The sequence below is a fragment of the Paraburkholderia sp. BL23I1N1 genome, assembly GCF_003610295.1.
Taxonomy (GTDB): Bacteria; Pseudomonadota; Gammaproteobacteria; order Burkholderiales; family Burkholderiaceae; genus Paraburkholderia.
This window is the reverse complement of sequence record NZ_RAPV01000001.1, coordinates 3,152,667-3,176,726: the sequence shown is the minus strand read 5'-3', so window position 1 is coordinate 3,176,726 and position 24,060 is coordinate 3,152,667. Positions and strand designations below refer to the sequence as shown.

Genomic DNA, 24,060 nt, shown 5'->3' with positions numbered 1-24,060 from the left:
GAAGTGAAAACAATTAGAAAGCGCTGCGCATTTCGTTTGTAATAAATAAGTAGTCCGATATTTGAAGGATCTGAAGTGTCCCGTCTTCCTGTTTGTCCGTGCGAACCGGTGTGCTGTTGACCGGTTTGCCGGGCATTCGAAGGACGGGTCAGCTTTAACGGAGCGCGGCGCAAGATCGCCGTATATCGAGTGGGGAGGTTCACAAGACCTCTCTTCACATACACAGCTGTGGCCTTATTGACGAGCGGGAAGGGGAAAAATGAAACAAAGGGCATTGGCGCTGGCCATCAAAAGAATAATCTGGGCTGAACTGGCGTTGTCGGCCGCAATCGCCGTACCGGCGTTTGCGCAAAGCCAGCCGGCCGCCACCGGAGCCGCGGCAGGTGCGACGACAACGGAAAGCGCGCCGGCGGCGCCAGCTCCGGCGTCGGGCGCAGCCGCTACGCCGGCTGCGGATAACAACACCGCGACGCCGGCTGGTAAAGGCGTCCAGCAACTGAAGAAATTCGAAGTGACCGGGTCGCTGATCCGCAGTTCAGACAAGGTTGGCTTCAATCAGGTTCAGACGGTTTCGCAGAAGGACATCGTGAATAGCGGTGCCACGACCGTCGCCGATTTTCTGCGTGACACCTCGGCCAACTCGGCTAATAGCTGGAGCGAAGGCCAGTCCGGCAACTTTGCTGCAGGCGCGTCGGGTATCGCCCTGCGCGGTCTCAGCGAAAAATACACGCTGGTGCTGGTGGACGGACAGCGTGTTGCACCGTTCGCGTTCTTCTCAAACAGCGTCGACTCCTTCTTCGACCTGAACACACTGCCGCTGAACTCGATCGACCGCATCGAAATCGTGAAGACCGGCGCCGTGTCGCAATACGGCTCGGACGCCATCGCTGGCGTGGTCAACATCATCACGAAGCATGACTTCCAGGGGCTGCAACTCGACGGCAGCTATGGCAGCGCCATCAACGGCGGCGGCGGCGCGGGCACGACCAAATTCGGCGCGCTCGGGGGCTTCGGCGATCTCAACTCCGATCGCTTCAACGTGACGGCTGCGGCGAGCTACTACAAGTCGAACGGTTTCACGCTCGCGGACCGCGACTCGACACGCAATCAGGATTTCACCAATCAACCGGGCGGCCTTTCGCTGCTCGCGCCGTCGTACTGGAATATGCCCGACGGCAGCGTGCAAGCTTTGAGCGGCTGTCCGTCCGGCGGCTCGGTGCGTCCCGCAGCCACCAATTCGCTGACTGCCGGCAAGGCGGGCACGATCTGCGCTTTCAATACCGCGGAAGGCACATCCATCGCGCCGATGACCGAGCGTCTGAACGCGAAGATTCACGCTGACTTCAAGATCAACGATACGACCACGGCATTCGGGGACTTCCTGATCAGCAGAAACTCGACCACCACCAACGACGGTCTGTGGGGCAACGTGGTCGGCAATCCGCAGAATCCGACCCTGGTGCTGAATCCGCAGACGAAGCTGCTTACCCCGTTCAACACGGTGGTGCCGGCGAGCAACCCGTACAACCCGTTCGGGGTTGCCACACCACTCACCTATGCTTTCCCGAACACGATTGCGGAAAAGACGGATGCCACGTACTGGCGCGCGTCCACGGGCATCAAGGGTTCGTTCAACCTGCCGAACGGTGAATGGGATTGGGCAACGTCGATCAGCCACTCGCAAAGCACGGTTGCGAACACCTACACGAACCAGATCAACTCAGACGTACTGAACAACATTTACCAGAACGGGACGCTGAACTTCGCGAATCCGTCGGCCACGCCCAATGCATTCAACGGGCTGTACATGGATGCGAACAACCTGGGTATCTCGAAGCTCGATACCGTTGACGCGACGTTGTCGACGCCGGAGTTGTTCCATCTGCCGGCGGGCGACGTGGGTCTCGGGTTCGGTGCGCAGTTCACGCACCAGAGCGAAGTGCTCACGCCGGGTGCTGCATTCGAACAGGGCCTGGTGATCAATCCGAATCTCCAGACCGTGAACGGCCAGCGCAACGTAGCGGCCGTGTATTACCAGGTGGACATTCCGATTGTGCACAACCTGACCTTCAGCCAGTCGGGGCGTTACGACCACTACAGCGATGTGGGCGGTGCGTTCTCGCCGCGCTTCGCGCTGCGCTATCAGCCGGTTCAGGCGCTGACGTTGTACACCTCGTACGACCGCGGTTTCCGTGCGCCGACGTTCGTCGAAAACAGCAAATCGCAAACGCTGGGGATCCAGGTGGATCCGAACACCGGCCTGAACTACACCTCGATCACAGAGGGTAATCCGAACCTGGCGCCGGAGCGTACGCGCAACTTCAACATCGGCTTCCAGTTGTCACCGACCCGCACAACCGATGTCGGCTTTGACTGGTACAAGATTCGCGTCGATAACGTGATCGGCCAGGGCTCGCCTACACAGGTTGCCACCGATCCGACAACGGGCGACGTGCTGTACAAGGTCATTCCGTATCAGAACCTCGGCTATCTCGACACCAACGGTTTCGAAGGCACGTTCCGCCAGGCGCTGCCGACGACGACCGCCGGTACGTTCACCTTGTCGGCTGACTGGGCCTATGTGAACAGCTTCAAGCTCGGCTTCCTGGGTTCCTCGCCGATCAACGGTGCGGGTAACAACTTCACCCTCACGCAACCGTTCGGCGGCAGCTTCCCGCGCTGGAAAGGCAACACCACCCTGGACTGGACGTACCACAAGTTTGACGCAGCGTTGACGTGGCAGTTCACGGGTCCGTACGCGCAGAATCTGAATCCCTCCGGGCCGAGCAAAGTGGGATCGTACAGCCAGTTCAACCTGATGATGACGTACACGGGCTTCAAGCACTGGACGATCTACGGCGGCATCGACAACATCTTCAACCGTACGCCGCCGTACGATCCGATCTTTGCGAATGGCACGTTGGATCAGAATGGGTACGACCAGTCGATATACACGTACATTGGCCGTTTCGCGCAGATCGGCGCAACGTACAAGTTCTGATATCCCGCAGTTGATCTGATGGAAGAACCGCTCCGGTTCCGTTCGCGCAAGGAACCGGAGCGGTGTGCTTTAAGCGGCGACTCATCGTAAGGCGGCGCAGGCCGCCTTACGATGCAATGGGCCAGCGTGCGCCAGTCAAGCCAACAGGCTGTACTTGTGCCGCAGGACGATTCGCGCGCAGGTCACGAGCCGGTGCGCACTGTATGGGCAAATGAGAAGAATGATGAATTCCGGACTGCTGCGCCTGCACGACGCGGTTGTGTGTTTGCTCGGCGCAGTACGCCGCGCCGCGAGCATCTCGTTCGCCATTGCCGCTGCGCCTGGCGTATTGGCGGTATGCGGAGCGATCCCGATGGCAGCGCAGGCGAAACCGTCGATCTCCCAGTACGACCAACCCAAATATCCCGACAATTTCACGCATTTCGACTACGCGAATCCGGACGCATCCGCTAACGGCTCGCTCAGTTTCGAAAACTATAGCGAACTGCAAACCTACGATTCCCTAAATCCGTTTTTGGTACGTGGCGCACCCGCGCCGGACATTCAGAATCTGATGTTCGATACGCTGATGCAGCGTAGCTGGGACGAACTGGCCTCCGAATATCCGCTGATCGCGGACGATGTCGATATCGCGCCGGATCTGACGTCGGCAACGTTCCATATCAATCCCGCCGCGCGCTTTTCGAACGGCGACCCGATCACCGCCGCTGACGTCAAGTACTCGTACGACACACTGACGAGTCCGCAGGCATCCCCCCTTTTCAACGCGCAGTTCTCGATCATAAAAACCGCGACGGTTATCGACAAGAACACGATCCGTTTCGATTTCAAGCATGCCGAACGCGATGCGCCCTTGATTGCCGGCGACCTGCCGATCTTTTCGCCGAAGTGGGGCATGCAGCCCAACGGCAAGCGTCTGCCGTTCGACCAGATCTCTTCCACGCCACCGATCAGCAGCGGCGCTTATCTGATCGACACGCGCAAGAACGACAAGCAGATCACGTATCGCCGCAACCCTGACTACTGGGCGGCGAATTTGCCGTCGCGACGTGGCATGTTCCGTTTCGAACGCATCACCTTCAATCTGTACCGCGACCATTACACGCAACTCGAAGCCTTCAAGGCGGGCGATGCGGACGTCATCGTTGAATACAGCGCGACGCAATGGGCACGCAAATATGTCGGCAAGAACTTCGATAATGGACTGTTGAAGCAGGGCGAATTCGCTGACGGTCCCGCGCAGATGCAAGGCATGCTGATGAATATGCGCAAGGCGATGTTCCAGGACCCACGCGTGCGCCACGCGCTGACTCTGGCGCTCGACTACGACTGGATGAACCGCATGATGTTCTATGGTCAATACCGGCGCACCAGCAGCTATTTCGAAGCCAGTCCGTTCGGCGCAACCGGCATGCCGGGGCCGAAGGAACTGGCGCTGCTCGAACCATTGCGCGGCAGCGTGCCGCCTGAAGTTTTCGGCCCGATGCTCAAGCAACCGACGACGATTGCGCCGGATTCCTTACGCGGAAATTTACGCGTTGCACGCGATCTTCTGGCGCAAGCCGGATGGCACTATCGCGACGGTGCCTTGCGCAACGCCAACGGCACGCCGATGACGATCGAGATCATGGACGACCAGCCCGGCATGGATCGTCTGATCCTGCCATATATGCAGGCCCTCGGCATGCTCGGCATTCAAGCTCATATGCGCGAAATCGACAGCGCGTTGTACGAGAAGCGTCTGGATAATTTCGAGTACGACATGACCACCTTCATCTATCCGCCGGTCACGATTCCGGGCGCCGAACTCACGCGCCGCTTCGGCAGTGCGGCCGCGTCCGAAGTCGGCTCCGAGAACTATACGGGCATCCGTTCGAAGGCGGTCGACTCGCTGATTCGTTCCGCGCTTTCCGCCACCAATCTCGACGATCTGGAAGCCGCGACGCGTGCGCTGGATCGCGTGCTGATCCATTCGTTCTATCTTGTGCCGGAGTACTACGCACCGGGCGCGCGGATCGGCTACAAGACCACGCTCGGCTTTCCGAAGACCGTGCCGAATTCCTATCAATACGAAGACTGGGTGATCAATTACTGGTATGTGAAAGCGCCGAGCGCACAGGCGACACAGAAACTCCAGGCCGAGCAATCCGCGGGCTCAACCACGGCCGCGGCCCACTGAGGAACAGCATGCTTGCCTACATTCTCAGACGATTGCTGTTGATGGTGCCGACCCTGCTCGGCGTGGTCACGCTGACCTTTGTCGTCACGCAGTTCGTGCCGGGTGGGCCGGTTGAACAGGTGATGACGCAACTCCGCCACGGCGCTGGCCGTGGCGGAGAGGCGGGGGCGGGTGGCGGCGGCTATCACGGCAGCCAGGGTGTCGATCCGCAGCAGCTCGAGCAGATCAAGAAGCAGTTCGGTTTCGACAAACCTCCGCTCGAACGCTATGTCCTGATGCTCAAGCGCTATGCGAGCTTCGATCTCGGCCAGTCCTATTATCAGCACGATAGCGTGTGGGACGTCATCAAATCGAAGCTGCCCGTGTCGATCACGCTCGGCTTATGGACGGTGATGCTCACGTATCTGATATCGGTGCCGTTGGGCATTGCGAAAGCGGTGCGTAACGGCTCGCGTTTCGATACGGTGACCAGTGTGCTGGTGCTCGCCGGCTACGCGATTCCCGGTTTCGTGCTGGGCGTGCTGTTGCTGATGCTGTTCGGCGGCGGCACCTTCTGGCAGGTGTTTCCGATGCGCGGCCTCACATCGGACAACTTTAGCGACCTCAGCACCTTCGGCAAGCTGCTTGATTACCTGTGGCACATCGTGCTGCCGGTCACGGCTTCGGTGGTGGGCAACTTCGCGATCGTCACGATCCTGACCAAGAACACCTTCCTCGAGGAGATTGGACGTCAATACGTATTGACCGCGCGCGCCAAAGGCGCACCGGAGCGCGACGTGCTGTGGAAACACGTGCTGCGCAATGCCGCGATTCCTTTGCTGACCGGTTTGCCCGCGGCCTTTGTCGGTGCTTTCCTGAACGGCAATCTGTTGATCGAAACGCTGTTCTCGCTCGACGGCATGGGTCAACTTTCGTATGACTCGGTGATTCGCCGTGACTATCCGGTTGTGCTCGGTTCGCTGTTTCTGTTCACGCTGATCGCCCTCGTAACCAAACTCATTGCTGACGTCTGCTATGTCCTCGTCGACCCCCGCATCCAATTCAACCGCCTGGACCGCTGACGCGTCCGGCGCGGCGCACGTGGCGTCGCCGTCTCCGTGGCGGCGCACATGGTGGCGCTTCAGGCAGCAGCGGCTCGGTTACTGGAGCCTCGTGATCTTCCTCTCGCTGTTCGTCATCAGCCTGTTCGGCGAGGTGTTGTCCAACGATCGTCCGTTGATTGTCCGCTACGAGGGGCACTACTATTTTCCGATCGTGAAAGACTATTCGGAGCAGATTTTTGGCGGCGATTTTCCGGCGCGTGCGAATTATCTCGATCCGTATATCCGTTCGCGGCTCGAGTCGAACGGCAACTTTGCGATCTATCCGCCGAATCATTTCCACTACGACACGATCGACTACTTCGCCGCGCATCCTTACCCGGCGCCGCCTACCCGCAGCAACTGGCTCGGCACGGACCAGTACGGCCGCGATGTGCTGGCACGGCTGCTGTACGGCTTCCGGCTCTCGGTGCTGATGGCGCTCGCGCTCACGGTCTCCGGCGTGCTGATCGGCGTATTGACGGGCGCGGTGCAGGGCTTCTACGGCGGACGCACCGACCTGATCGGTCAGCGTCTGATCGAGATATGGAGTTCGATGCCCGACCTGTACCTACTGATCATCTTCGCGTCGATCTTCGAACCGACGCTCTGGTTGCTCTTTATTCTTCTGTCGATGTTCGGCTGGCTCGTGCTCTCCGATTACGTACGCGCCGAATTCCTGCGTAACCGTTCGCTGGATTATGTGAAGGCGGCGCGCACCATGGGCCTCTCGAACTGGCAGATCATGTGGCGCCATGTGCTGCCGAACAGCCTGACGCCGGTGATCACGTTTCTGCCGTTTCGCATGAGCGCGGCGATTCTCTCACTGACCAGTCTCGACTTTCTTGGGCTGGGCGTACCGCCGCCCACGCCGAGCCTCGGCGAACTGCTTCAGGAAGGTAAGAACAACCTCGATGCATGGTGGATTTCGATTTCGGCTTTCGCTGCTTTGGTGATTACCTTGCTGCTCTTGACCTTCATGGGCGATGCACTACGCAATGCGATTGATACGCGAAAACGCGGGTCGGCTTTCGGCGGAGGTCCGCGATGAGTCAAGCCTCAATCAATCGGCCGCTGCTGGAAATCGACCGTTTCTCGGTGCGTTTCGGCGACAAGATCGCGGTGCATGAACTCAGCCTCTCGATCGCGCGCGGCGAGCGCGTTGCATTGGTCGGCGAATCGGGCTCCGGCAAGAGCGTCACCGCCTTGTCGATTCTGCGGCTCGTCGAGCATGCGGATCTGAGTGGCCGCATGTTGCTCGACGGCGAAGATCTGCTGCAGAAAACCGAGCAGCAGATGCGCGGCCTGCGCGGCGCCGACGTGGCGATGGTGTTTCAGGAACCGATGACGGCGCTCAATCCGCTCTTCACGATCGGCAAGCAGATCGCTGAAAGTTTGCGCCTGCATGAAGGCTTGCGGCCGAACGCGGCGCGCCGGCGCGGTATCGAGCTGCTCAGGCGCACCGGGATTCCCGAGCCGGAACGGCGCATCGACAGTTTCCCGCATCAACTGTCCGGCGGGCAGCGGCAGCGCGCGATGATCGCGATGGCGCTGGCGTGCCGGCCACGCCTCCTGCTCGCCGACGAACCGACCACCGCGCTCGACGTCACCGTGCGTCAGCAGATCGTCGATCTGTTGATCGCCTTGCAGGAGCAGGAAGCGGCCGAGCGCGGCATGGCCGTGCTGCTGATCACGCATGACCTGAATCTGGTGAAGCGTTTTGCGCAGCGCGTCGCGGTGATGGAGAAGGGCGTGCTGGTCGAAACCAACACCACCGAAGCGTTGTTCTCCAACCCGCAGCATCCGTACACCCAACGCCTGCTGGACAGCGAGCCGCAGCGCGCGGTGGAGCCGGTCGAGCCCGGTGCGCGGCGTTTGCTGGAAGTGCAAGGGCTCGCCGTCGACTACCGCACCTCCGCAAAAGGCTGGCGTTCCATGTTCGGGCACGTCACGTTCCGCGCGGTACACGATGTCGACCTGAGTGTGCGGCGCGGTGAAACGCTTGGCATCGTCGGCGAATCGGGGTCGGGTAAATCGACGCTGGCGGCCACCGTACTCGGTCTGCAGCAACCGGCGGCCGGTCATATCCATATCGACGGTTTGCCGCTTTCCACGCTGAAAACCGCGCGTTCGCGCCGGGCGTTGTATTCGCGCATGCAAGTCGTGTTTCAGGACCCGTTCGGCTCCTTGTCTCCGCGCATGACGGTGGAGCAGATCATCGGCGAAGGGCTGACCATGCATCAGCCCGACATGGATGCAAAGGCGCGGCGCGCGCGCGTGGGTGGCTTGCTGGAAGAAGTCGGCATGCCCGCGGACGCGATGCTGCGCTATCCGCATGAGTTTTCCGGTGGCCAGCGCCAGCGTATTGCGATTGCGCGCGCCCTGGCGGTCGAGCCGGAATTGCTGGTGCTCGATGAACCGACCAGCGCGCTCGACGTATCGATCCAGAAACAGGTGCTGAATCTGCTGACAAATCTACAGAAAAAGTACAAGCTAACCTATTTGTTCATTACGCACGATCTGGCGGTAATGCGAGCTATGGCGCATCGCGTGATCGTGATGAAGTCGGGGCGCATTGTAGAAGCCGGCGACACGCTCGACGTGTTGCACGCGCCATCGCATCCTTATACCCAGTCGTTGCTCGCGTCGTCGCTGATCATGTCGCAGGCGGGTGCAACGGAGCCTTAAACGGGAATTGCTAATGATTGACGAACGTTGGGCGCAAGCCGCCCGATTGCTTACGAGCCGCGCAGCCTTCTGGTCGCTGCGCATTGTCGATGAACAGATCGACGATCACGAGATTCGCAACGACATCGCGCAACCCATGCGAACGGTGCGCGACCGTGGCGCGATGCTGATCGCATGGGTGGGCGCGGGCGCCGGCTATGCAGCCACCGCGAATCTGAGCGCCGCTGGTCTGCAGGAAGCGCTGGATCTCGCTACGGCCCGTGCTGAAGCGAGCGCGGCCTTGTCGTTGATCGATCATCGCGAGGTGGCGCGTCCTGCCGTGAGCGGCCACTATGTGTCGCCGAATACGCAGCAAGCGTTGCCCGGCCGTGCCGAATGGTTGGACCGCCTGAGCGTGGAATGCGCCGGCGCGAATCTCGACCCACGCATTGTCGAACGCGTCGCGGCCATGCAGATCACGCATACCGATCAACTCTACATCACCGGCGATGGCGTGCGGATCGACCAGCGATTCCAGTTCATCATGCCGCAGTTGAGCGTGGCCGCGCACGCGGACGGCGATACGCAAGTGCGTACGCTCGGCGGTAACTATGGCACCTTGGGGCAGGGCGGCATGGAAGTGCTGGCGCGCTTCGGCTTTCACGGTGCGGGCGCGCGGGTCGCCAATGAGGCGCTGCAATTGCTGGCCGCGCCGAATTGCCCGTCAGGCAAGCGCGATTTGCTGCTAATGCCCGATCAGATGATGCTGCAGATTCACGAATCGATCGGCCATCCGCTCGAGCTCGATCGTATTCTCGGCGACGAGCGCAACTTTGCCGGCTGGAGCTTCGTCAAGAAGGAGATGTTCGGCTCGTACCGCTACGGTTCGGAACTGCTGAACGTGACCTTCGACCCGGAACTGCGCGAGGAGGCCGCTACGTACGCATTCGACGACGACGGCACCGAAGCGCACAAGCAATACCTGATCCGCGACGGCGTGCTCGAACGGCCGCTCGGCGGTGCGCTTTCGCAGCAACGCGCGCATATGGCGGGCGTGGCGAATTCGCGCGCTTCCAACTGGAACCGCCCGCCGATCGACCGGATGGCGAATCTGAACATCGAGCCTGGCGAGAGTTCGCTGGAGCAGATGATCGGCACCATCGAACACGGCATTCTGATGCGCACCAATACGTCCTGGTCGATCGACGACCATCGCAACAAATTTCAGTTCGGCTGTGAGTTCGGTCAACTCATCGAAAACGGCAAGCTCACCCAGGTCGTCAAACAGCCGAATTACCGCGGTATTTCGGCGAATTTCTGGCGCAGCCTGAGTGCGGTGGGGAACGCGGATACGCGCGAGGTGTACGGCACGTCCATGTGCGGCAAGGGTGAGCCGGCGCAGATCATTCGCGTCGGCCACGCCTCGCCGGCTTGTGTGTTCAGCAACATCGACGTGTTCGGAGGCGCCTGATGAGCCAATTCATGTCATCGCGCTCCACGGGTTCGCTCGACTGGCAACCGCATTTCACCTCATTGGCCGACGCCATCGAACGCCTGCAGCAAGGCGCGGAAATCACGCTGAGCTCATTTGCGGGCGAGCAGTCCGACTTTATCCGCTTCAACGATGGCAAGGTGCGGCAGATCGGCAGCGTGTCGCAAGGCAAGCTGACCTTGCGTCTGATCGACGGCGCGCGCCAGGCCTATTCGACGCTAACCGTCTGCGGCGATCTGCAACAGGATCTGGACGACGTGAGCGCGGCGCTGGCCACGTTGCGTGACAGCTTGCGCGGTGCCCCGGACGATCCGCATCTGTTGTTCGATACTTCGCAATGGCAGCGCGCCACACAACGTTCAGGCAAGCTGCCGGAGCCGGACCGCTTGTTACGTACCGTCGCCGAATGCGCGAAAGGGCTGGATTTCGTGGGCTTTTACGCGGGCGGCACGATCGTGCGCGGGTTCGCGTCCGCGAGCGGCAGCCGTGGCTGGTACGAAGTCAATAACTTCAATTTCAGCTGGTCGCTATACGACCCGAGCGGCCGCGCGATCAAGACGACTTATGCCGGCGACGACTGGAGCGACGCTGTTTTCGCGCGCAAGGTCGAGCAGGCCGCCGCGCGTCTGCCCGTGCTCGCGCGCACACCGCGCAGCTTGGCGCCGGGGCGTTATCGCTCGTATCTGGCGCCCGAGGCCCTCGCTGAACTGCTCAGCGTGACGGCATGGAGTGGTTTTTCCGCTCGCGCTCAGGCGAGTTCGCGCAGCGAGTTGTACAAGCTGCATGTGGGAGAAATCGTAGTCGACCCGCGCGTCACGATCAGCGAAGATCTGAATCTCGGCATTACGCCCGGTTTCAACGACGACGGCTACCTGCGCGAATGCGTCCCGTTGATCCAGGCCGGCCGCAGTGCCGAACGCCTGACCAATGCACGCAGCGCACGCGAGTATGGGTTGACGCCTAATGGTGCGCTGGCGAACGAGTCGCCAGCGGCGCTCTCGATGCAAGCGGGCGATCTGCGGGAAGAGGACGTGCTGGCGAAACTCGATACCGGTCTTTACATCGGCAATCTCTGGTACGTGAATTTCTCGGACCGGATGAATTGCCGCCTGACCGGCATGACGCGCTTCGCGACTTTCTGGGTCGAGAACGGCCAGATCGTCGCGCCGCTCGAAGCCATGCGTTTCGACGACAGTTTGTATCGTCTGCTCGGCAGCGAACTCGAACAACTCGGCTCGCAAGCGGAATTGTTATTGAGCGACTCGACCTGGGGCGAGCGTGCCACGGGCGGCATGCAACTGCCCGGCATCCTGGCGAGGTCATTCGAATTGACGTTATGAGCCTATGAATCAAGACATAAAAACAAAAACTGTATCTGGGAGCTTGCCCGAGGGTCTGACGCTGCGCGCATTGCGCGTGGCCGACGTGGAGCAATACCACGCCATGCTGCAGTTGCCTGTCGTGGTGAATGGCAATCCGCACGTGCCGTTTCGGACGGTCGCCAGCACGCGCGACTACCTCGAAAAACTCGCAGCCCCCGAGATCGCGATCGCGGCGATGGTCGGCGATACGCTGGTCGGCGAAGCGGAGCTCACACCTTTCAAGGGGCGCCGTGCACATGCCGCGTCGCTCGGCATTGGCGTACACGACGCATGGCACCGGCGCGGCATCGGCAATGCGTTGATGACCGAACTGCTCGATCTGGCCGACAACTGGCTCGGTCTGCGCCGCGTCGAATTGGACGTCTTCGCCGATAACCATGCGGCGCTCGCGCTCTATCGCAAGTTCGGCTTCGAGATCGAAGCGCATCGGCGCGGCGCGGTGTTGCGCCGTGGTGTGCTGATCGACTGCTATTTCATGGCGCGGCTGCGTGAAGCGGCGCCAGGGACGTCGACGCCATGAGTAGCCAACAGCCGCCAACTTCGCAGCGGAATAAGACCATGAAAGAAGAAACGTTGCAGAGCGATGCCGCGCTCGACAATCGTATTACACTTCGAGCGCTCGAATTGTCCGACATGGACGCGTTCGCCGATATCCTGAGCCAGCCCGGCGTGCGGCGCGGCACGCTGTCGGTCGGCTACCGCAGCCCCGAACAGCTCAAGGCATGGTTCGAGAAACGCTTTGAAAGCGGCGTAAGCGTGTGCGCGACCATTGGTGGGCGCGTGGTCGGCCACGCCGGATTGGAGGTTCAACGGCCCAGCCGCGCGCATTGCGCGTATTTAGGAATGGCCGTGCACGACGCGTATCATGGGCGCGGTATCGGCACGGCGCTGATGCAAGCGCTGACCGACTGCGCGGACGCGTCGCTCGGTTTGCGCCGCCTCGAACTCACGGTGTTTTGCGACAACACGCCTGCGATTGCACTCTATCGCAAGTTCGGCTTTGTCGAAGAAGGCCGCTCGCGCGGTTTTGCCTTGCGCGAAGGCGTATTGGCCGACGTGCTGCATATGGCCCGCCTCATCGACGCACCGCCCCTGCAGGCAATCTGAACGGATTTTTTGCGTGCCATTTTTTTTCATCGACCGCCCGGTCTTCGCATGGATTGTTGCGCTCGCCATTGTGGTGGCGGGCGCGCTCGCCATTCCGCAGCTGCCGGTGGCGCAGTATCCGCGTCTGGCACCGCCGCGCATCGTGATCAGCGCCACGTATCCGGGGGCCGCGACTGAAGTGGTCGATGCCAATGTCGGCAGCATCATCGAGGAGAGTCTCGATGGCGCCGACAATATGCTGTACTACGAAACGACCAGCGACAACCTCGGCGATCTCGAGATCGACGCAACCTTTGCGCCGGGGACCAATCCGGACCTCGCGCTGGTCGACATCCAGAACCGTCTCAAGCAGGTCGAACCGCGTTTGCCGCAACAGGTCGTGCAGCAGGGCATCAGCGTATTCAAGGCGGCCAACACGTTTCTCATGCTGGTTGCGCTGACGTCGACGGACGGCTCGCGCGATTCCGTGCAATTGAGCGACTATCTGAGCCGCTACGTTCTTCGCGAACTGAAGCGCGCACCGGGCGTGGGCGCGGCGGAGTTGTGGGACGCCGACGAGGCGCTGCGTATCTGGCTCGATCCGATGAAGCTGCGCGAGTACGGCCTCGGCGCCGCCGAAGTAAACGCCGCGATCGCCGCGCAGAATGCCACGGTAACGGCCGGTACGCTGGGCGACGCACCGTTCGTTCCGGGGCAGCAAATGACGGCCTCGGTGAGCGTGAAGGGGCAACTGATCTTGCCCGCCGAATTCGGACAGATCGTGCTGAAGGCGCAACCCGACGGCTCGGCGGTGCGCTTGAAAGATGTCGCGCGGGTCGAATTGGGGCGCGACAATTACTCGTTCTACTCCCGCCTGAACGGCAAGGCTGCGGCCACCGTCGGGATTCAACTCGGACCGCGCGGCAATGCGCTGGAGACGTCCAACGCGATCCGCGCGCGGCTCGCAGAGTTATCAAAGAGCTTGCCGCCAGGCGTTGCGATCGAAATTCCGTTCGACAACGCGCATTTCGTGCAGATTGCAATTCGAGAAGTGCTCATCACGCTGGCGGAAGCGGTGGTGCTGGTGTTCTTCGTGATGTGGCTGTTTTTGCGGGATCTGCGTTACACGCTGGTGCCGACGGTGGTGATTCCTGTCACGCTGATGGGCGCGTTTCTCGCGATGTACGCCTGCGGCCTGTCGATCAACGTGTTTACGATGTTCGGCCTGGTGCTCGCAATCGGTATCCTCGTCGACGATGCGATCGTGGTGGTGGAAAGTGTGCACCGCGTGATGGAAGAAGAAGGCCTGCCGCCACGTGAGGCGACCCGCAAAGCCATGTCGCAGATCGGCGGCGCAATCGTGGGCGTGACCGCGGTATTGACGGCCGTGTTCGTGCCGATGGCGTTCTTTCCGGGCGGTGTCGGCGGTATCTACCGGCAATTCGCGGTGGCGATGATCGCGTCGATGCTAGTGTCGTCGTTCATGGCGTTGTCGTTGACGCCCGCGCTGTGCGCGAATCTGCTGAAGGCGCACAAGCACCCGGTAAGCGAACGAGATGCCCGCCGCGGCCTGCTCGGGTTCGCGGCGCGCGCGGCGAGCCGCTTTACCTCCGGTTTCGATCGAGCCGCGAGTGGCTACCGTGGGTTCACCGCGCGTACGCTGCGCCGTATCGGCCCGATGCTGGCCATTTATGCCGTGCTGGTCGGCGTGTGTGCCGCGCTCTACTGGCAAATGCCCGGCGGTTTTTTGCCGAGCGAAGACGAAGGCCAGTTGCAGGTGATGGTGCAATTGCCGGCCGGCGCGACGCAGGCGCGTACGCTCGCGGTGGTCCAACGGATGGAAACGATCCTGCACGCCGAGCCCGCGATCGCGCACGTCACCAGTGTGATCGGCTGGAGTTTTACCGGCAGCGGTCAGAACGTGGCGATGGGTTTCGTCGAGCTGAAAGACTGGGGCAAGCGCGACACTGATGCGATGGCGTTGCGCGACGGGCTCAATGAGCAGTTCGACAAGATTCTCGACGGTAGCGTGGAGGCGCAATTGCCGCCTTCCGTGCCGGGACTCGGGCATTCGGACGGCTTCGTGTTCCGGCTCGAAGATCGCGGCGGAGTCGGGCTCGACGCGCTGAAGGCCGCGCGCGAGAAACTCTTCGCGCAGGCCAAGGCGAGCCCGGTGCTGGCGTCGGTGCATTCGGAGGATCTGCCGGATGCCCCGCGCGTCGAACTCATCATCGACCGCGCGAAAGCGTATGCGCTTGGCGTGCCGTTCGACCGCATCGCCGACGTGCTCGGCAGTACCTTCGGCTCTACCTATATCGACGACTTTCCGGCCGGTGGCCGGATGCGCCGGGTGATGATTTCCGCCGACGCCGCCACACGAATGACCGACGACGATCTGATGTCGCTCGCCGTGCCGAATTCGACGGGGGGCATGGTGCCGCTATCGGCGATCGCGGCACGCAATTGGACCATCGGTCCGGTGATGCTGAGCCGCTACAACGGCTATCCGACACTCGACGTAAGCGGCCACGCCGCACCCGGCTACAGTTCGGGCGCGGCGATGGCGGAGATGGAGCGGCTCGCCGCTTCGTTGCCGGTCGGTGTGTCGTACGACTGGGTCGACGCGGCGCGCGAAGAAACCGCGGCGGCACAGCTCACCCCCTTGCTGATCGGCTTGTCGCTACTGGCCGTGTTCATGGCCCTGGCTGCCTTGTACGAAAGCTGGACGATCCCGCTTGCCGTGCTGATGGTCGTGCCGCTCGGCGTGATCGGCGCAGTCGCCGCGGTACTGTTGCGCGGCATGCCGAACGACGTGTACTTCAAGGTCGGCATGATTACCGTCATCGGCCTCGCGGCAAAAAACGCGATTCTGATCGTGCAGTTCGCGCGCGATCTGTATCGCCAGGGCCTGCCGTTGACGCGCGCCGTGACCGAAGCCGCCGCCGCGCGCTTCCGGCCGATCGTGATGACCTCGGCGGCGTTCCTGCTCGGCGTCGTGCCCTTGGTGGTGTCGAGCGGCGCGGGCGCCGAAAGCCGCCGGTCGATCGGCACCGGCGTGTTCGGCGGGGTGCTGGCGGCCACGCTGTTCGGCCTCGTGTTCGCGCCGGTCGCATTTCATGCGGTCGCCTCGCTTACGTATAGCCGGCGGCGGCTCGCAGCGCTGCGCCGCAAGCGCGACGAACGGCGCGCGCGGCGAGAGGCGAACGAAAGCGGGCAGTTGACGAATGGCCGGTGACGTGACCGGGCACGTTCGCTAACTGCTTGTGCGTCACTTAGCCCGTGAGCTACTACCCGCTCGCAACGGGAATTCCTGACGGGCGCGACCCGGCGATGCAATTTCGCTCAAAGAAGCCGCTGGCACGATTTCGGCCATAGCGCTTAATCGTCTGATGTTTTCCGATATGGGACTAATAGCAGACGTATTTTGTCATACGTAAAAGAAGCCGGATGTTTCAATATAGAAACATTTTTAGTCGCTTGAAAATCCGGTCTCGAACTGCTTAATCATGAATGTTTCAATAAATGTGCGGTTCGCCACATTGCCACTGTCGATAAATTCCCACTTTGCGAATAAAAGGCGGATTGAATGTTCATTATTTGCGAGGTTTGGAGTTCATGTTTGAAACGTTTTCGGATGCGGATGTGATGAATCGACATCGCAAATCCGGTAATTCACGATAAAGCAGGGTGCTGGGGTAGTTGGCCTGAGAGCAAGGCTGTGTAAGGTTTTCTGGCTCATGACTGTCGATTGTCAGATATGATGAAGCGCTATGCCGAATCCTATGCGGACAGTCATATGAAACACGCAATAATGGTTTTCTTCATACGTTGACTTTCTCGATGCGGATTTGTTTTTCAAATTTACTCTGGCGAGCCGTTCCGCTAACATCACGCATAATCCGTTAAGTGGCGTTGCCGGCGGTATTCAGTCGCCGTTATTTGAACTCGACCATATCGGCCGACCGACGGGCAGCGGGGTCCACAACGTACGACAGTTTGGGGAAAGATCATGCCGCACATGCATCTGGATACTGCGAGGATTACCTGGTTACATACGCCGACGCTGAACGTACGTAGTGCAGCGCGGCGAATCGGCGTGTTGCTGTTCGACGGCTTCTGGCTGCTCGGGCCTGGCACGGTGGTCGAGATGTTTCAGACCGCCAACGAACTCTCGGGCTCGCGCGCGGGCGAAGAGCCGCCTTACGAAGTTCAGTTTCTGTCGATGGACGGCGGCAGCGTGGCGAGTTCTTCGTCGGCGCGAATCTGGACTGACCGTATCGACACACGTTACGGCAGCGGCTTCGACGTGCTGTTTATCGCGGGCGGCTACGGTGCGCTCGAGGCCGCGCGGGACGAACGGCTGCTGGGCTGGCTGCGATCGGTGCAAACGCGCACCCGCGCGATCGAGACGATCGGCGAGGGCCGTTTCGTGCTGGAAGCGGCGGCTCCCGCGGAGCATGACGGTCAGCAGGTGAACCGCTATCTGGGCGGCGCCGCGACCGAGGCCGCGCGCAACGCCGCCAACGATCGTAATGACTGTGCGCGCAGTGCGCTGATGTTCATCAAGCGCGACCTCGGTGCGGAGCTCGCGCGCAGCGTCGCCGATCGCGTCATGCCGGGCATGGCCGCCACCTGGGTGCCGCTGCCGGCTGAGGGCGGCACGCTCAGCGTAGCCGAGAAAATCCGTGCTGCCGCGCGCTGGATGGAAGCGAATTGCGATCGTCCGGTATCGGTTGCCGACGCGGCGCAAGTGGCGGCGATGAGCGAGCGCAATTTTTTGCGGCGCTTCAAGCATGAAATGCAGGTCACGCCATCCGACTATCTGCTGCAAGTGAGGCTGCGCATTGCCTGTAACTTTCTGACCGAAACCGAATTACCGGTCGACAAGATCGCGCGCCGCAGCGGCACAGGTAACGGCGATCGCCTCGCGAAGATATTCCGCAAGCGCATGGCGCTGTCGCCTACCGAATATCGCGCTCGGAGCAGGGTAGCGACCGAGGCATAGGCCTGGGCCAAGCGCCGTGCAGACGGCATACCTCATCGCCGGTGGGGGCATGCGTAACAGCATGCGCAGTCGCGTGCGCATCGGCGGCCGTGGTTTCTCCGGGCGGGCTTCTTACGAGCACAGTGGCCATGGGCAACAAGGTAATGGCGACGGCATTGCCGGAGGTGAGACTCATCGAGCCCGAGGTGTTTTGCGACGAATTCGGCTTCTGCTTCGAGAGCTTCAGCGCGGATGAGTTTATCGACGACATCTCGCAAGGTTTCCACTTCGTGCAAGACCGTCATTTGCGGGCGGTGCGTGGCGTGTTGCGTGGGCTGCACTATCAGGTTCACCGTCCACAAGGCAGGCTCGTGCGGGTGGTGGTAGGGGAAGTGTTCGATGTCGCCGTGGACGTGCGGCTCAATTCGCCGAACTTCGGCAAGTGGTGCGGCACCCATCTGAGCGCGGCCAATTTTCGGCAGGTGTGGGTGCCACCAGGTTTCGCGCACGGTTTCGTCGTGCTGTCCGACGTTGCCGAATGTCTGTGGAAGACCACGGAATACTGGTTCCCCGAACTCGAGCGCTGCATCTTGTGGCGCGATCCTGATATCGGTATCGAGTGGCCACTCGAAGTCGAGCCGATCCTCGGCGCGAAAGACGCAGCGGGCCGACGTCTTTACGAAGCGGAAAATTTCGCCTGAGCGCTGCACGCGCAGCGGCTCAGTGCCGTTCAGCACCGTTCAGCGTGTCGCCACCACGGCGCCCACGCTCGCGGCGACCACCAGCAGCGTGCCTGCTATCTGCGTGACACCCATGGGTTGATGCAGCACCACGAATCCGGCTAACGCGCCGATTGCAGGTTCGACACTCATCAGGATTCCAAACGATGCGGCCGGCATGTGCCGCAACGCCACCATTTCCAGCGCGTACGGTAGCAATGGGACCAGCACGGCGAGACCCGCGGTGGCGGCGATCTGCCCTGCGGCGATGTGGATGCCGGTTTGTGCAAGGCCGAATGGTGTGGCAACCAGCGCCGCTGCGATCAGCGAAACCGACAATCCTTCGAGTCCGGCGAACAGGGCGCCGGTCTTTTTCATCAGCACGATATAGCTGCCCCAGCCGAGCGCGGCCCCGAGCGCGAGCAGCACGCCGAGCGATTCACCGATCCAGCCCGCGCGATCGTGCGAGAGCAGCAGCACGCCGGCAATCGCCAGCGCCGGCCATAGCAATGCGCGCGCGCGGCGCACCGCGAAGGTGGCTACGGCGAGCGGCCCAAGAAAATCGATCGCGACAGCCAGCCCCAGTGGAATCCGCTGAAGCGCCGCGAAAAAGCACAGCGTCATGCCGGCCATGGCCGCCCCCAACGCGCCTGCCGCGAACCAATGCGATCGCGAGTAGGTAAAGAAGCGCGGACGCACCAGCAACGCCAGCACGACGGCCGCCCAGCACAGACGCAACCAGGTGGTGCTGAGCGAACCGTACGTTGCCATCGTGGGCGCGGAGAGCGCGGCGCCGAACTGCACGCTCGACATCGATAGCACGCACAGGAGCGCGGCGCCGGCCGCCGCACTGGCGGGCTTGATTGGCGTTTGCGCGGGATGCAGCGCTGGTTTGATTGTGGTGTCCTGCATGGTGGTCTCATTGCCGCTTTCTGGATGCGTTGAACGCTATCTTATCGGTGCGAGCGGTATTAAGATAAGTTGATATTTCTTATGACCACTTCAAGAAACGTGATGACTCGAGATCTCGACAGCAGTCTCCTGCGCGCATTCGTTACCGTGGCGGAGACCGGCGCCGTGGGCGTGGCGGCGGCGCGCCTTGCGCGTACCCAGGCGGCGGTGAGCATGCAATTGCGCCGGCTCGAAGATGAACTGGGGCAGCGTTTGCTCGACCGCTCGCCGCGTGGCGTGCAGCTCACCGAAGCGGGGCATCTGTTGTTGCCGTTCGCGCATACGATCCTCGGCGCGGGCGCCGACGCGCGGCGGGCGTTGAGCGCGGGGCAGGTGTCCGGTACGGTGCGGCTCGGCATGCTGGAAGACATCGCGGTTGGCCGGCTGCCACGCGCGCTGCGGCGCTTTTCGATCGCTTATCCGCAAGTGGCGCTGGAGATCGTTGTCGATACTAGTTCGGCCTTGTCGAACCGGCTGGCGGACGGTGGCCTCGACGTGGTCGTGGGGGACCCTGCGCTGGTCGACTCGGTGCCGCTTCTGACCTGGACACAGCCGCTTTTCTGGGTCGGCGCGCGCGGGTTTAGCCGCGACGTTGACGCGGCGTTACCGGTGGTTGCATTCGGGGGCACGTGTTTGTGGCAGCAGCAGGTGTTAGCGGCGCTGCGGCGTGCGGGGATTGCGTGGCGCATTGTGTGCACCAGCACCAGTTTGCCGGCGGTGCAGTCGGCCGTGGAAGCGGGGCTTGGCGTGTCGGTGCTGCTGGACGGCAATATCCGTTCAGAGTCGATGCGCGTGCTCGGCCAGGCCGATGGATTGCCCGATGCGCCCACCGCCGATTTCGGGCTTTTTATGCGTCCGGTTTCCGGCGCCCAGGCGGCTGCCGTGCAGACCTTGCAGACGTTCCTTTGCGAGGAATTGCATCTTGGTTTGCGGGAGAGCGAGCCGCTTGCCGTGTCGGCGGGGTAGTGCGTGGCGCGGGTAGTTAAAACCCCGGTGCAGGCAGCAACTATTGCAATACCGTGTGGCAAGTATTGCAATGCGCTTTGGGCCCTGGCACCGGGACGGGGGTTTCTTCGTTTGCTCGGTCGATGCGGGGGTCAGCGTCGCATGACGCCCATCAGCAGGGTGACGAGGAAGATCACCACGAAGATGAAGAACAGGACCTTGGCGATTTCAGTTGCGCCTGCGGCGATGCCGCCAAAGCCGAATACCGCGGCAATGATCGCGATGATGAAGAAGATGACTGCGTATCGAAGCATGGGGGCCTCCCCGCGGATGGGTCGCTGGAGTGAAGTTAAAAACGGCTGCTCGTTGTGGGCACGGTGTGCTTTGACGGTTTTTTTGCCGGCGAGCGATGTGGAGCAATAGGTGTGCCCAAAGGGGGCACGTGGTGGTTTTGATTGAGGCTGATCGGTCTGACGATTGTTGTTGTTGTGCTCTTGCTGCGTGACAGCATTCGGGTGGCTGGATGTTTCTGATTCCTAATCTAATGTTAGTGGTCTATTAGCGGTGCCCCTGTGCGGGACGGCACTTACTTTCTTTGCCGCCGCAAAGAAAGATAAGCAAAGAAAGCGGCTCAAACCGCTAATTCTTAAGCGGGTCCCCCGCACAGTCTCGGTAGTGGTGCGTCTGGAATCCGTGCTCTCGCACATTCCGCGTCAGTGACAAGGCCGTCATTCTTCCGGCGGCGCTGCGCGCGCCGAAACGGTACTTCATAAAACCATCCGCTACGTTTGGCACTCCCGCTTTACTCGTTGCCATTGCCATTGCCATTGCCATTGCCATTGCCATTGCTGTTGCTGTTGCTGTTGCTGTTGCTGCTGTCGTTGCCGTGACCCATGATCGCCTCGCCACTGCAATTGCGATCATGGGCTTTCGACTTTGGTCTCTGATGTGAGTACGAGGCAAGGGCGAGTTCGCGTGCGACACATTGGCATTTCAATGAGGTGGGGTTCGCCGCTGGGTGCGGAGGTGTATCGCCGAGGCGAAGCCGATGGCCCCGCCACGCGCAAACGAAGCCCCGGGTCTCCCATGCATACCCATCCGCGACGCACGCAGTGCGGAGTGGGAGCTGATGAGCCCTTAGTCACTAACGGTGAGTGTGCGAGGGCACGGATTCCAGATGCACCACTACCTTGGCTGCGCGGGGGACCCGCTTAAGAATTAGCGGTTTGAGCCGCTTTCTTTGCTTATCTTTCTTTGGACGGCGGCAAAGAAAGTAAGTGCCCCCGCACAGGGGCAATGCTAATAGACCACTAAGAACACAAGGAAAGGCCAACACCATAAAACCACAGCGCAAACAAAGCGCCGCGCAGGCAACCAGCCCAAGAAAAGCCCAACGCCCCACCTCCCAAACACGCGTTCAGCGCCCACCTAAATCCATCCCTGTCGCATTACAGCAACAGCACATCACCTGCATGTTCACGCACCCGCGGACCGCCGATCCGGCCATCAAACTCAAACACAAATCCAGAAAATGAGACGCTCAGTCAACTAAAGCAAATAGTTCATGATATCGCCCACACCGTGTCGAATCCGCCGATAACGTTTGCGCAGCCTTAATCAGCGGGCAATTCAAATTGAGAGAGTGCGAAGAGAGAATTGTTAATTAAAGTTTGACGTTTTCAGATTTATAAAATAATTGACCCCAATTTAACGTTTCCCTGAACATTCGGAAAACGTTTGCGCCGCCTTATTCCCCGGCTTCGTCGGCAAAAATACCCGATTAAAGCCCGGGAGGCGTTGCCCTGAAAGCCCCATATAGGGAAAAACCGTTATGAGATAAGCGAAAATACGCGCTAGAATGCGCTTCGATTCACCGTCAATGGCCGCTCGTTCAAACGACAACGACGCTCGCGTGAATCCAGTCGGCAGTTATTGCATCCGATCGATTCGTTCTCTGTGTATTTGGGAACCGCCAGTAGTTATCGGCGACGGGAAAGTCTGATCGGTAAATCTGGGGCACGATATTAACGCGTGCGCCGCACTGTCTGCCGCCAATAAAACATTCAAAAAATAGACCAGGGCATATGCAAACGAGGATTCTGTCGATTTTCGGCACGCGGCCAGAAGCCATCAAAATGGCGCCGCTAGTCAAACAACTGGAAGCCGACGCCGGCATCGAGTCGATAGTCTGCGTCACGGGGCAGCATCAGCAGATGCTCGATCAGGTGCTCGATCTGTTCCAGATCAAGCCGCACCACAATCTCGCCCTGATGACCGGCAACCAGACGCTCAACGGTCTGGCTTCGCGCCTCATCGCGTCGCTCGACGAGGTGCTCGCGACCGTGCAGCCCGATCGCGTGCTGGTGCACGGCGATACGACCACCGCCTCCGCGGCGGCGCTGGCCTCGTTTCACCGGCGGATTCCGATCGGTCACGTCGAAGCAGGTCTGCGCACCGGTAACCTGATGCAGCCGTGGCCGGAAGAGATGAATCGCCGCGTGGTCGACGTGATGAGCGACCTGATGTTCGCGCCCACCGCGAGCTCGAAAGCGAACCTCGCGCACGAAGCGCTGCACGGCAAAATCATTGTGACCGGCAATACGGTGATCGACGCACTGAACCTCACCACCGCCCGCATCGACCATGACGCGGCACTGCGCGTCGAACTCGACGCGCGCCTGCCGTTCCTCGACGGCGCGCTGCCGGTGCTGCTCGTCACGGGCCATCGCCGTGAAAGCTTTGGCGCGGGCTTCGCGAATATCTGCGCGGCACTCGCCGAGCTCGCGAAAACCAACACGGTGCAGATCGTCTATCCGGTCCACCTGAATCCGAATGTGCGCGGCCCGGTGCAGGAAACCCTCGGCACGGCGCGCAACGTTCATCTGATCGAGCCCTTGGATTACCTCGGCTTCGTGCGCCTGATGCAGCGTGCGTCGATCATTCTCACCGACTCGGGCGGCGTGCAGGAAGAAGCGCCCGCGCTCGGCAAACCGGTGCTGGTGATGCGCGACGTGACCGAGCGTCCAGAAGCGGTGGCGGCCGGCACGGTGCGCCTCGTCGGTACGGAGCGCGAAGCAATCGTGCGCGCGGTAACGGGCCTGCTCGATGACGCGAGCGAGCGCGACGATTTCGCGCATCGCGTCAACCCGTATGGCGACGGGCACGCATCGCAACGGATCGTCGCGGCGCTGACCGGACGTCCGTTCGCCGAGTTCGTGAGCGGCGGCGCAGGCGAGACCGGTCAGGTTCCGCACTCGCAACACGCGGAAATCTTGCAGTAACGCAGCGCCGGCCGCTGTTTCGCTGTTGTTCTGCCGCCGTGAAGAACGCCGGTAAAGCACGCCGGTAAAGCACGTCGGCAAAGCCGCCGGCCACGCAGCCCGAAAAAGCCGGATCGCAGTTCCAGACAATTGATGTGGCGCAAATCCGCTCGACCGTTTGCGCGCTAATGACGAGACAAGAAAACGTGACCTCCAATACGCCAATGACGCCGATGACACCAATACGCCGCCTCGCGCGTCACCGCCTGAACGCCTTTGCCGTGCTGATGCTGCTCGCCTCGATGGCGCACGCTC

16 protein-coding genes are annotated in these 24,060 nt (G+C 61.2%); 14 read left to right on the top strand and 2 right to left on the bottom strand.

The window, feature by feature from the left end; genetic code table 11:
* Positions 1 to 259: 259 nt before the first annotated feature.
* From B0G76_RS14830 to rfbC, 12 genes are all read left to right on the top strand, one after another.
* Positions 260 to 3,001 carry a TonB-dependent receptor gene (locus B0G76_RS14830; RefSeq protein WP_120293256.1) on the top strand — a complete coding sequence of 914 codons (2,742 nt, stop codon included), beginning with the start codon at positions 260 to 262 and terminating at the stop codon, positions 2,999 to 3,001.
* A gap of 223 nt (positions 3,002 to 3,224) precedes the next feature.
* Positions 3,225 to 5,180, top strand: a complete 1,956-nt coding sequence (locus B0G76_RS14825; RefSeq protein ID WP_409076757.1) for an extracellular solute-binding protein — start codon at positions 3,225 to 3,227, stop codon at positions 5,178 to 5,180.
* An 8-nt stretch (positions 5,181 to 5,188) separates the two neighbouring features.
* Positions 5,189 to 6,241 carry a microcin C ABC transporter permease YejB gene (locus B0G76_RS14820; RefSeq protein WP_120293254.1) on the top strand — a complete coding sequence of 351 codons (1,053 nt, stop codon included), beginning with the start codon at positions 5,189 to 5,191 and terminating at the stop codon, positions 6,239 to 6,241.
* Positions 6,195 to 7,310 carry an ABC transporter permease gene (locus B0G76_RS14815; protein ID WP_120293252.1) on the top strand — a complete coding sequence of 372 codons (1,116 nt, stop codon included), beginning with the start codon at positions 6,195 to 6,197 and terminating at the stop codon, positions 7,308 to 7,310. The genes B0G76_RS14820 and B0G76_RS14815 overlap by 47 nt, the downstream gene beginning before the upstream one ends.
* On the top strand, positions 7,307 to 8,947 hold the full coding sequence (locus B0G76_RS14810; RefSeq protein ID WP_120293250.1) for an ABC transporter ATP-binding protein: 1,641 nt from the start codon (positions 7,307 to 7,309) through the stop codon (positions 8,945 to 8,947). Before B0G76_RS14815 ends, B0G76_RS14810 begins: the two co-directional genes overlap by 4 nt.
* A 13-nt stretch (positions 8,948 to 8,960) precedes the next feature.
* Positions 8,961 to 10,397 carry a TldD/PmbA family protein gene (locus tag B0G76_RS14805; RefSeq protein ID WP_120293248.1) on the top strand — a complete coding sequence of 479 codons (1,437 nt, stop codon included), beginning with the start codon at positions 8,961 to 8,963 and terminating at the stop codon, positions 10,395 to 10,397.
* A complete protein-coding gene (locus B0G76_RS14800; RefSeq protein WP_120293246.1) occupies positions 10,397 to 11,758 on the top strand; it encodes a TldD/PmbA family protein in 1,362 nt (453 codons plus the stop codon). The genes B0G76_RS14805 and B0G76_RS14800 overlap by 1 nt, the downstream gene beginning before the upstream one ends.
* Before the next feature lie 4 nt (positions 11,759 to 11,762).
* Complete coding sequence (locus B0G76_RS14795; RefSeq protein WP_120293244.1) at positions 11,763 to 12,320, top strand: GNAT family N-acetyltransferase; 558 nt, start codon at positions 11,763 to 11,765, stop codon at positions 12,318 to 12,320.
* Between the two features lie 38 nt (positions 12,321 to 12,358).
* The gene (locus B0G76_RS14790; RefSeq protein ID WP_120293242.1) at positions 12,359 to 12,907 is read left to right on the top strand and encodes a GNAT family N-acetyltransferase; all 549 of its coding nucleotides are present in this window, start codon (positions 12,359 to 12,361) and stop codon (positions 12,905 to 12,907) included.
* A gap of 13 nt (positions 12,908 to 12,920) precedes the next feature.
* Positions 12,921 to 16,121 carry a multidrug efflux RND transporter permease subunit gene (locus B0G76_RS14785; protein ID WP_120293240.1) on the top strand — a complete coding sequence of 1,067 codons (3,201 nt, stop codon included), beginning with the start codon at positions 12,921 to 12,923 and terminating at the stop codon, positions 16,119 to 16,121.
* Positions 16,122 to 16,895: 774 nt separating this feature from the next.
* Positions 16,896 to 17,891 (top strand): GlxA family transcriptional regulator, encoded by a 996-nt coding sequence (locus B0G76_RS14780; RefSeq protein ID WP_120293238.1) that lies wholly within the window; start codon positions 16,896 to 16,898, stop codon positions 17,889 to 17,891.
* Positions 17,892 to 18,019: 128 nt separating this feature from the next.
* On the top strand, positions 18,020 to 18,571 hold the full coding sequence (rfbC, locus tag B0G76_RS14775) for a dTDP-4-dehydrorhamnose 3,5-epimerase (RefSeq protein ID WP_120293236.1): 552 nt from the start codon (positions 18,020 to 18,022) through the stop codon (positions 18,569 to 18,571).
* A 39-nt stretch (positions 18,572 to 18,610) separates the two neighbouring features.
* Here rfbC and B0G76_RS14770 read toward each other — a convergent pair whose 3' ends face one another.
* On the bottom strand, positions 18,611 to 19,501 hold the full coding sequence (locus B0G76_RS14770; RefSeq protein WP_120293234.1) for a DMT family transporter: 891 nt from the start codon (positions 19,499 to 19,501) through the stop codon (positions 18,611 to 18,613).
* Between the two features lie 102 nt (positions 19,502 to 19,603).
* Here B0G76_RS14770 and B0G76_RS14765 point away from each other — a divergent pair, with 102 nt between their 5' ends.
* The gene (locus B0G76_RS14765) at positions 19,604 to 20,506 is read left to right on the top strand and encodes a LysR substrate-binding domain-containing protein (RefSeq protein WP_120293232.1); all 903 of its coding nucleotides are present in this window, start codon (positions 19,604 to 19,606) and stop codon (positions 20,504 to 20,506) included.
* 131 nt (positions 20,507 to 20,637) lie between these two features.
* Here the strand turns inward: B0G76_RS14765 and B0G76_RS14760 are convergent, their stop codons facing one another.
* Complete coding sequence (locus B0G76_RS14760) at positions 20,638 to 20,799, bottom strand: DUF1328 domain-containing protein (protein WP_035551387.1); 162 nt, start codon at positions 20,797 to 20,799, stop codon at positions 20,638 to 20,640.
* A gap of 1,770 nt (positions 20,800 to 22,569) precedes the next feature.
* Between B0G76_RS14760 and wecB the strand changes: the two genes are divergently transcribed.
* Positions 22,570 to 23,766: a non-hydrolyzing UDP-N-acetylglucosamine 2-epimerase gene (gene wecB, locus B0G76_RS14750; RefSeq protein ID WP_120293230.1), complete on the top strand. Its 1,197-nt coding sequence runs from the start codon at positions 22,570 to 22,572 to the stop codon at positions 23,764 to 23,766.
* Positions 23,767 to 24,060 lie beyond the last annotated feature (294 nt).

Bases quoted from the DNA above. Each gene is read 5' to 3' on its own strand.
- B0G76_RS14830 (WP_120293256.1), top strand. From the start codon at position 260: ATGAAACAAAGGGCATTGGCGCTGGCCATCAAAAGAATAATCTGGGCT.
- B0G76_RS14825 (WP_409076757.1), top strand. From the start codon at position 3,225: ATGAATTCCGGACTGCTGCGCCTGCACGACGCGGTTGTGTGTTTGCTC.
- B0G76_RS14820 (WP_120293254.1), top strand. From the start codon at position 5,189: ATGCTTGCCTACATTCTCAGACGATTGCTGTTGATGGTGCCGACCCTG.
- B0G76_RS14815 (WP_120293252.1), top strand. From the start codon at position 6,195: ATGTCCTCGTCGACCCCCGCATCCAATTCAACCGCCTGGACCGCTGAC.
- B0G76_RS14810 (WP_120293250.1), top strand. From the start codon at position 7,307: ATGAGTCAAGCCTCAATCAATCGGCCGCTGCTGGAAATCGACCGTTTC.
- B0G76_RS14805 (WP_120293248.1), top strand. From the start codon at position 8,961: ATGATTGACGAACGTTGGGCGCAAGCCGCCCGATTGCTTACGAGCCGC.
- B0G76_RS14800 (WP_120293246.1), top strand. From the start codon at position 10,397: ATGAGCCAATTCATGTCATCGCGCTCCACGGGTTCGCTCGACTGGCAA.
- B0G76_RS14795 (WP_120293244.1), top strand. From the start codon at position 11,763: ATGAATCAAGACATAAAAACAAAAACTGTATCTGGGAGCTTGCCCGAG.
- B0G76_RS14790 (WP_120293242.1), top strand. From the start codon at position 12,359: ATGAAAGAAGAAACGTTGCAGAGCGATGCCGCGCTCGACAATCGTATT.
- B0G76_RS14780 (WP_120293238.1), top strand. From the start codon at position 16,896: ATGCCGCACATGCATCTGGATACTGCGAGGATTACCTGGTTACATACG.
- rfbC (WP_120293236.1), top strand. From the start codon at position 18,020: ATGGGCAACAAGGTAATGGCGACGGCATTGCCGGAGGTGAGACTCATC.
- B0G76_RS14770 (WP_120293234.1), bottom strand. From the start codon at position 19,501: ATGCAGGACACCACAATCAAACCAGCGCTGCATCCCGCGCAAACGCCA.
- B0G76_RS14765 (WP_120293232.1), top strand. From the start codon at position 19,604: ATGACTCGAGATCTCGACAGCAGTCTCCTGCGCGCATTCGTTACCGTG.
- B0G76_RS14760 (WP_035551387.1), bottom strand. From the start codon at position 20,799: ATGCTTCGATACGCAGTCATCTTCTTCATCATCGCGATCATTGCCGCG.
- wecB (WP_120293230.1), top strand. From the start codon at position 22,570: ATGCAAACGAGGATTCTGTCGATTTTCGGCACGCGGCCAGAAGCCATC.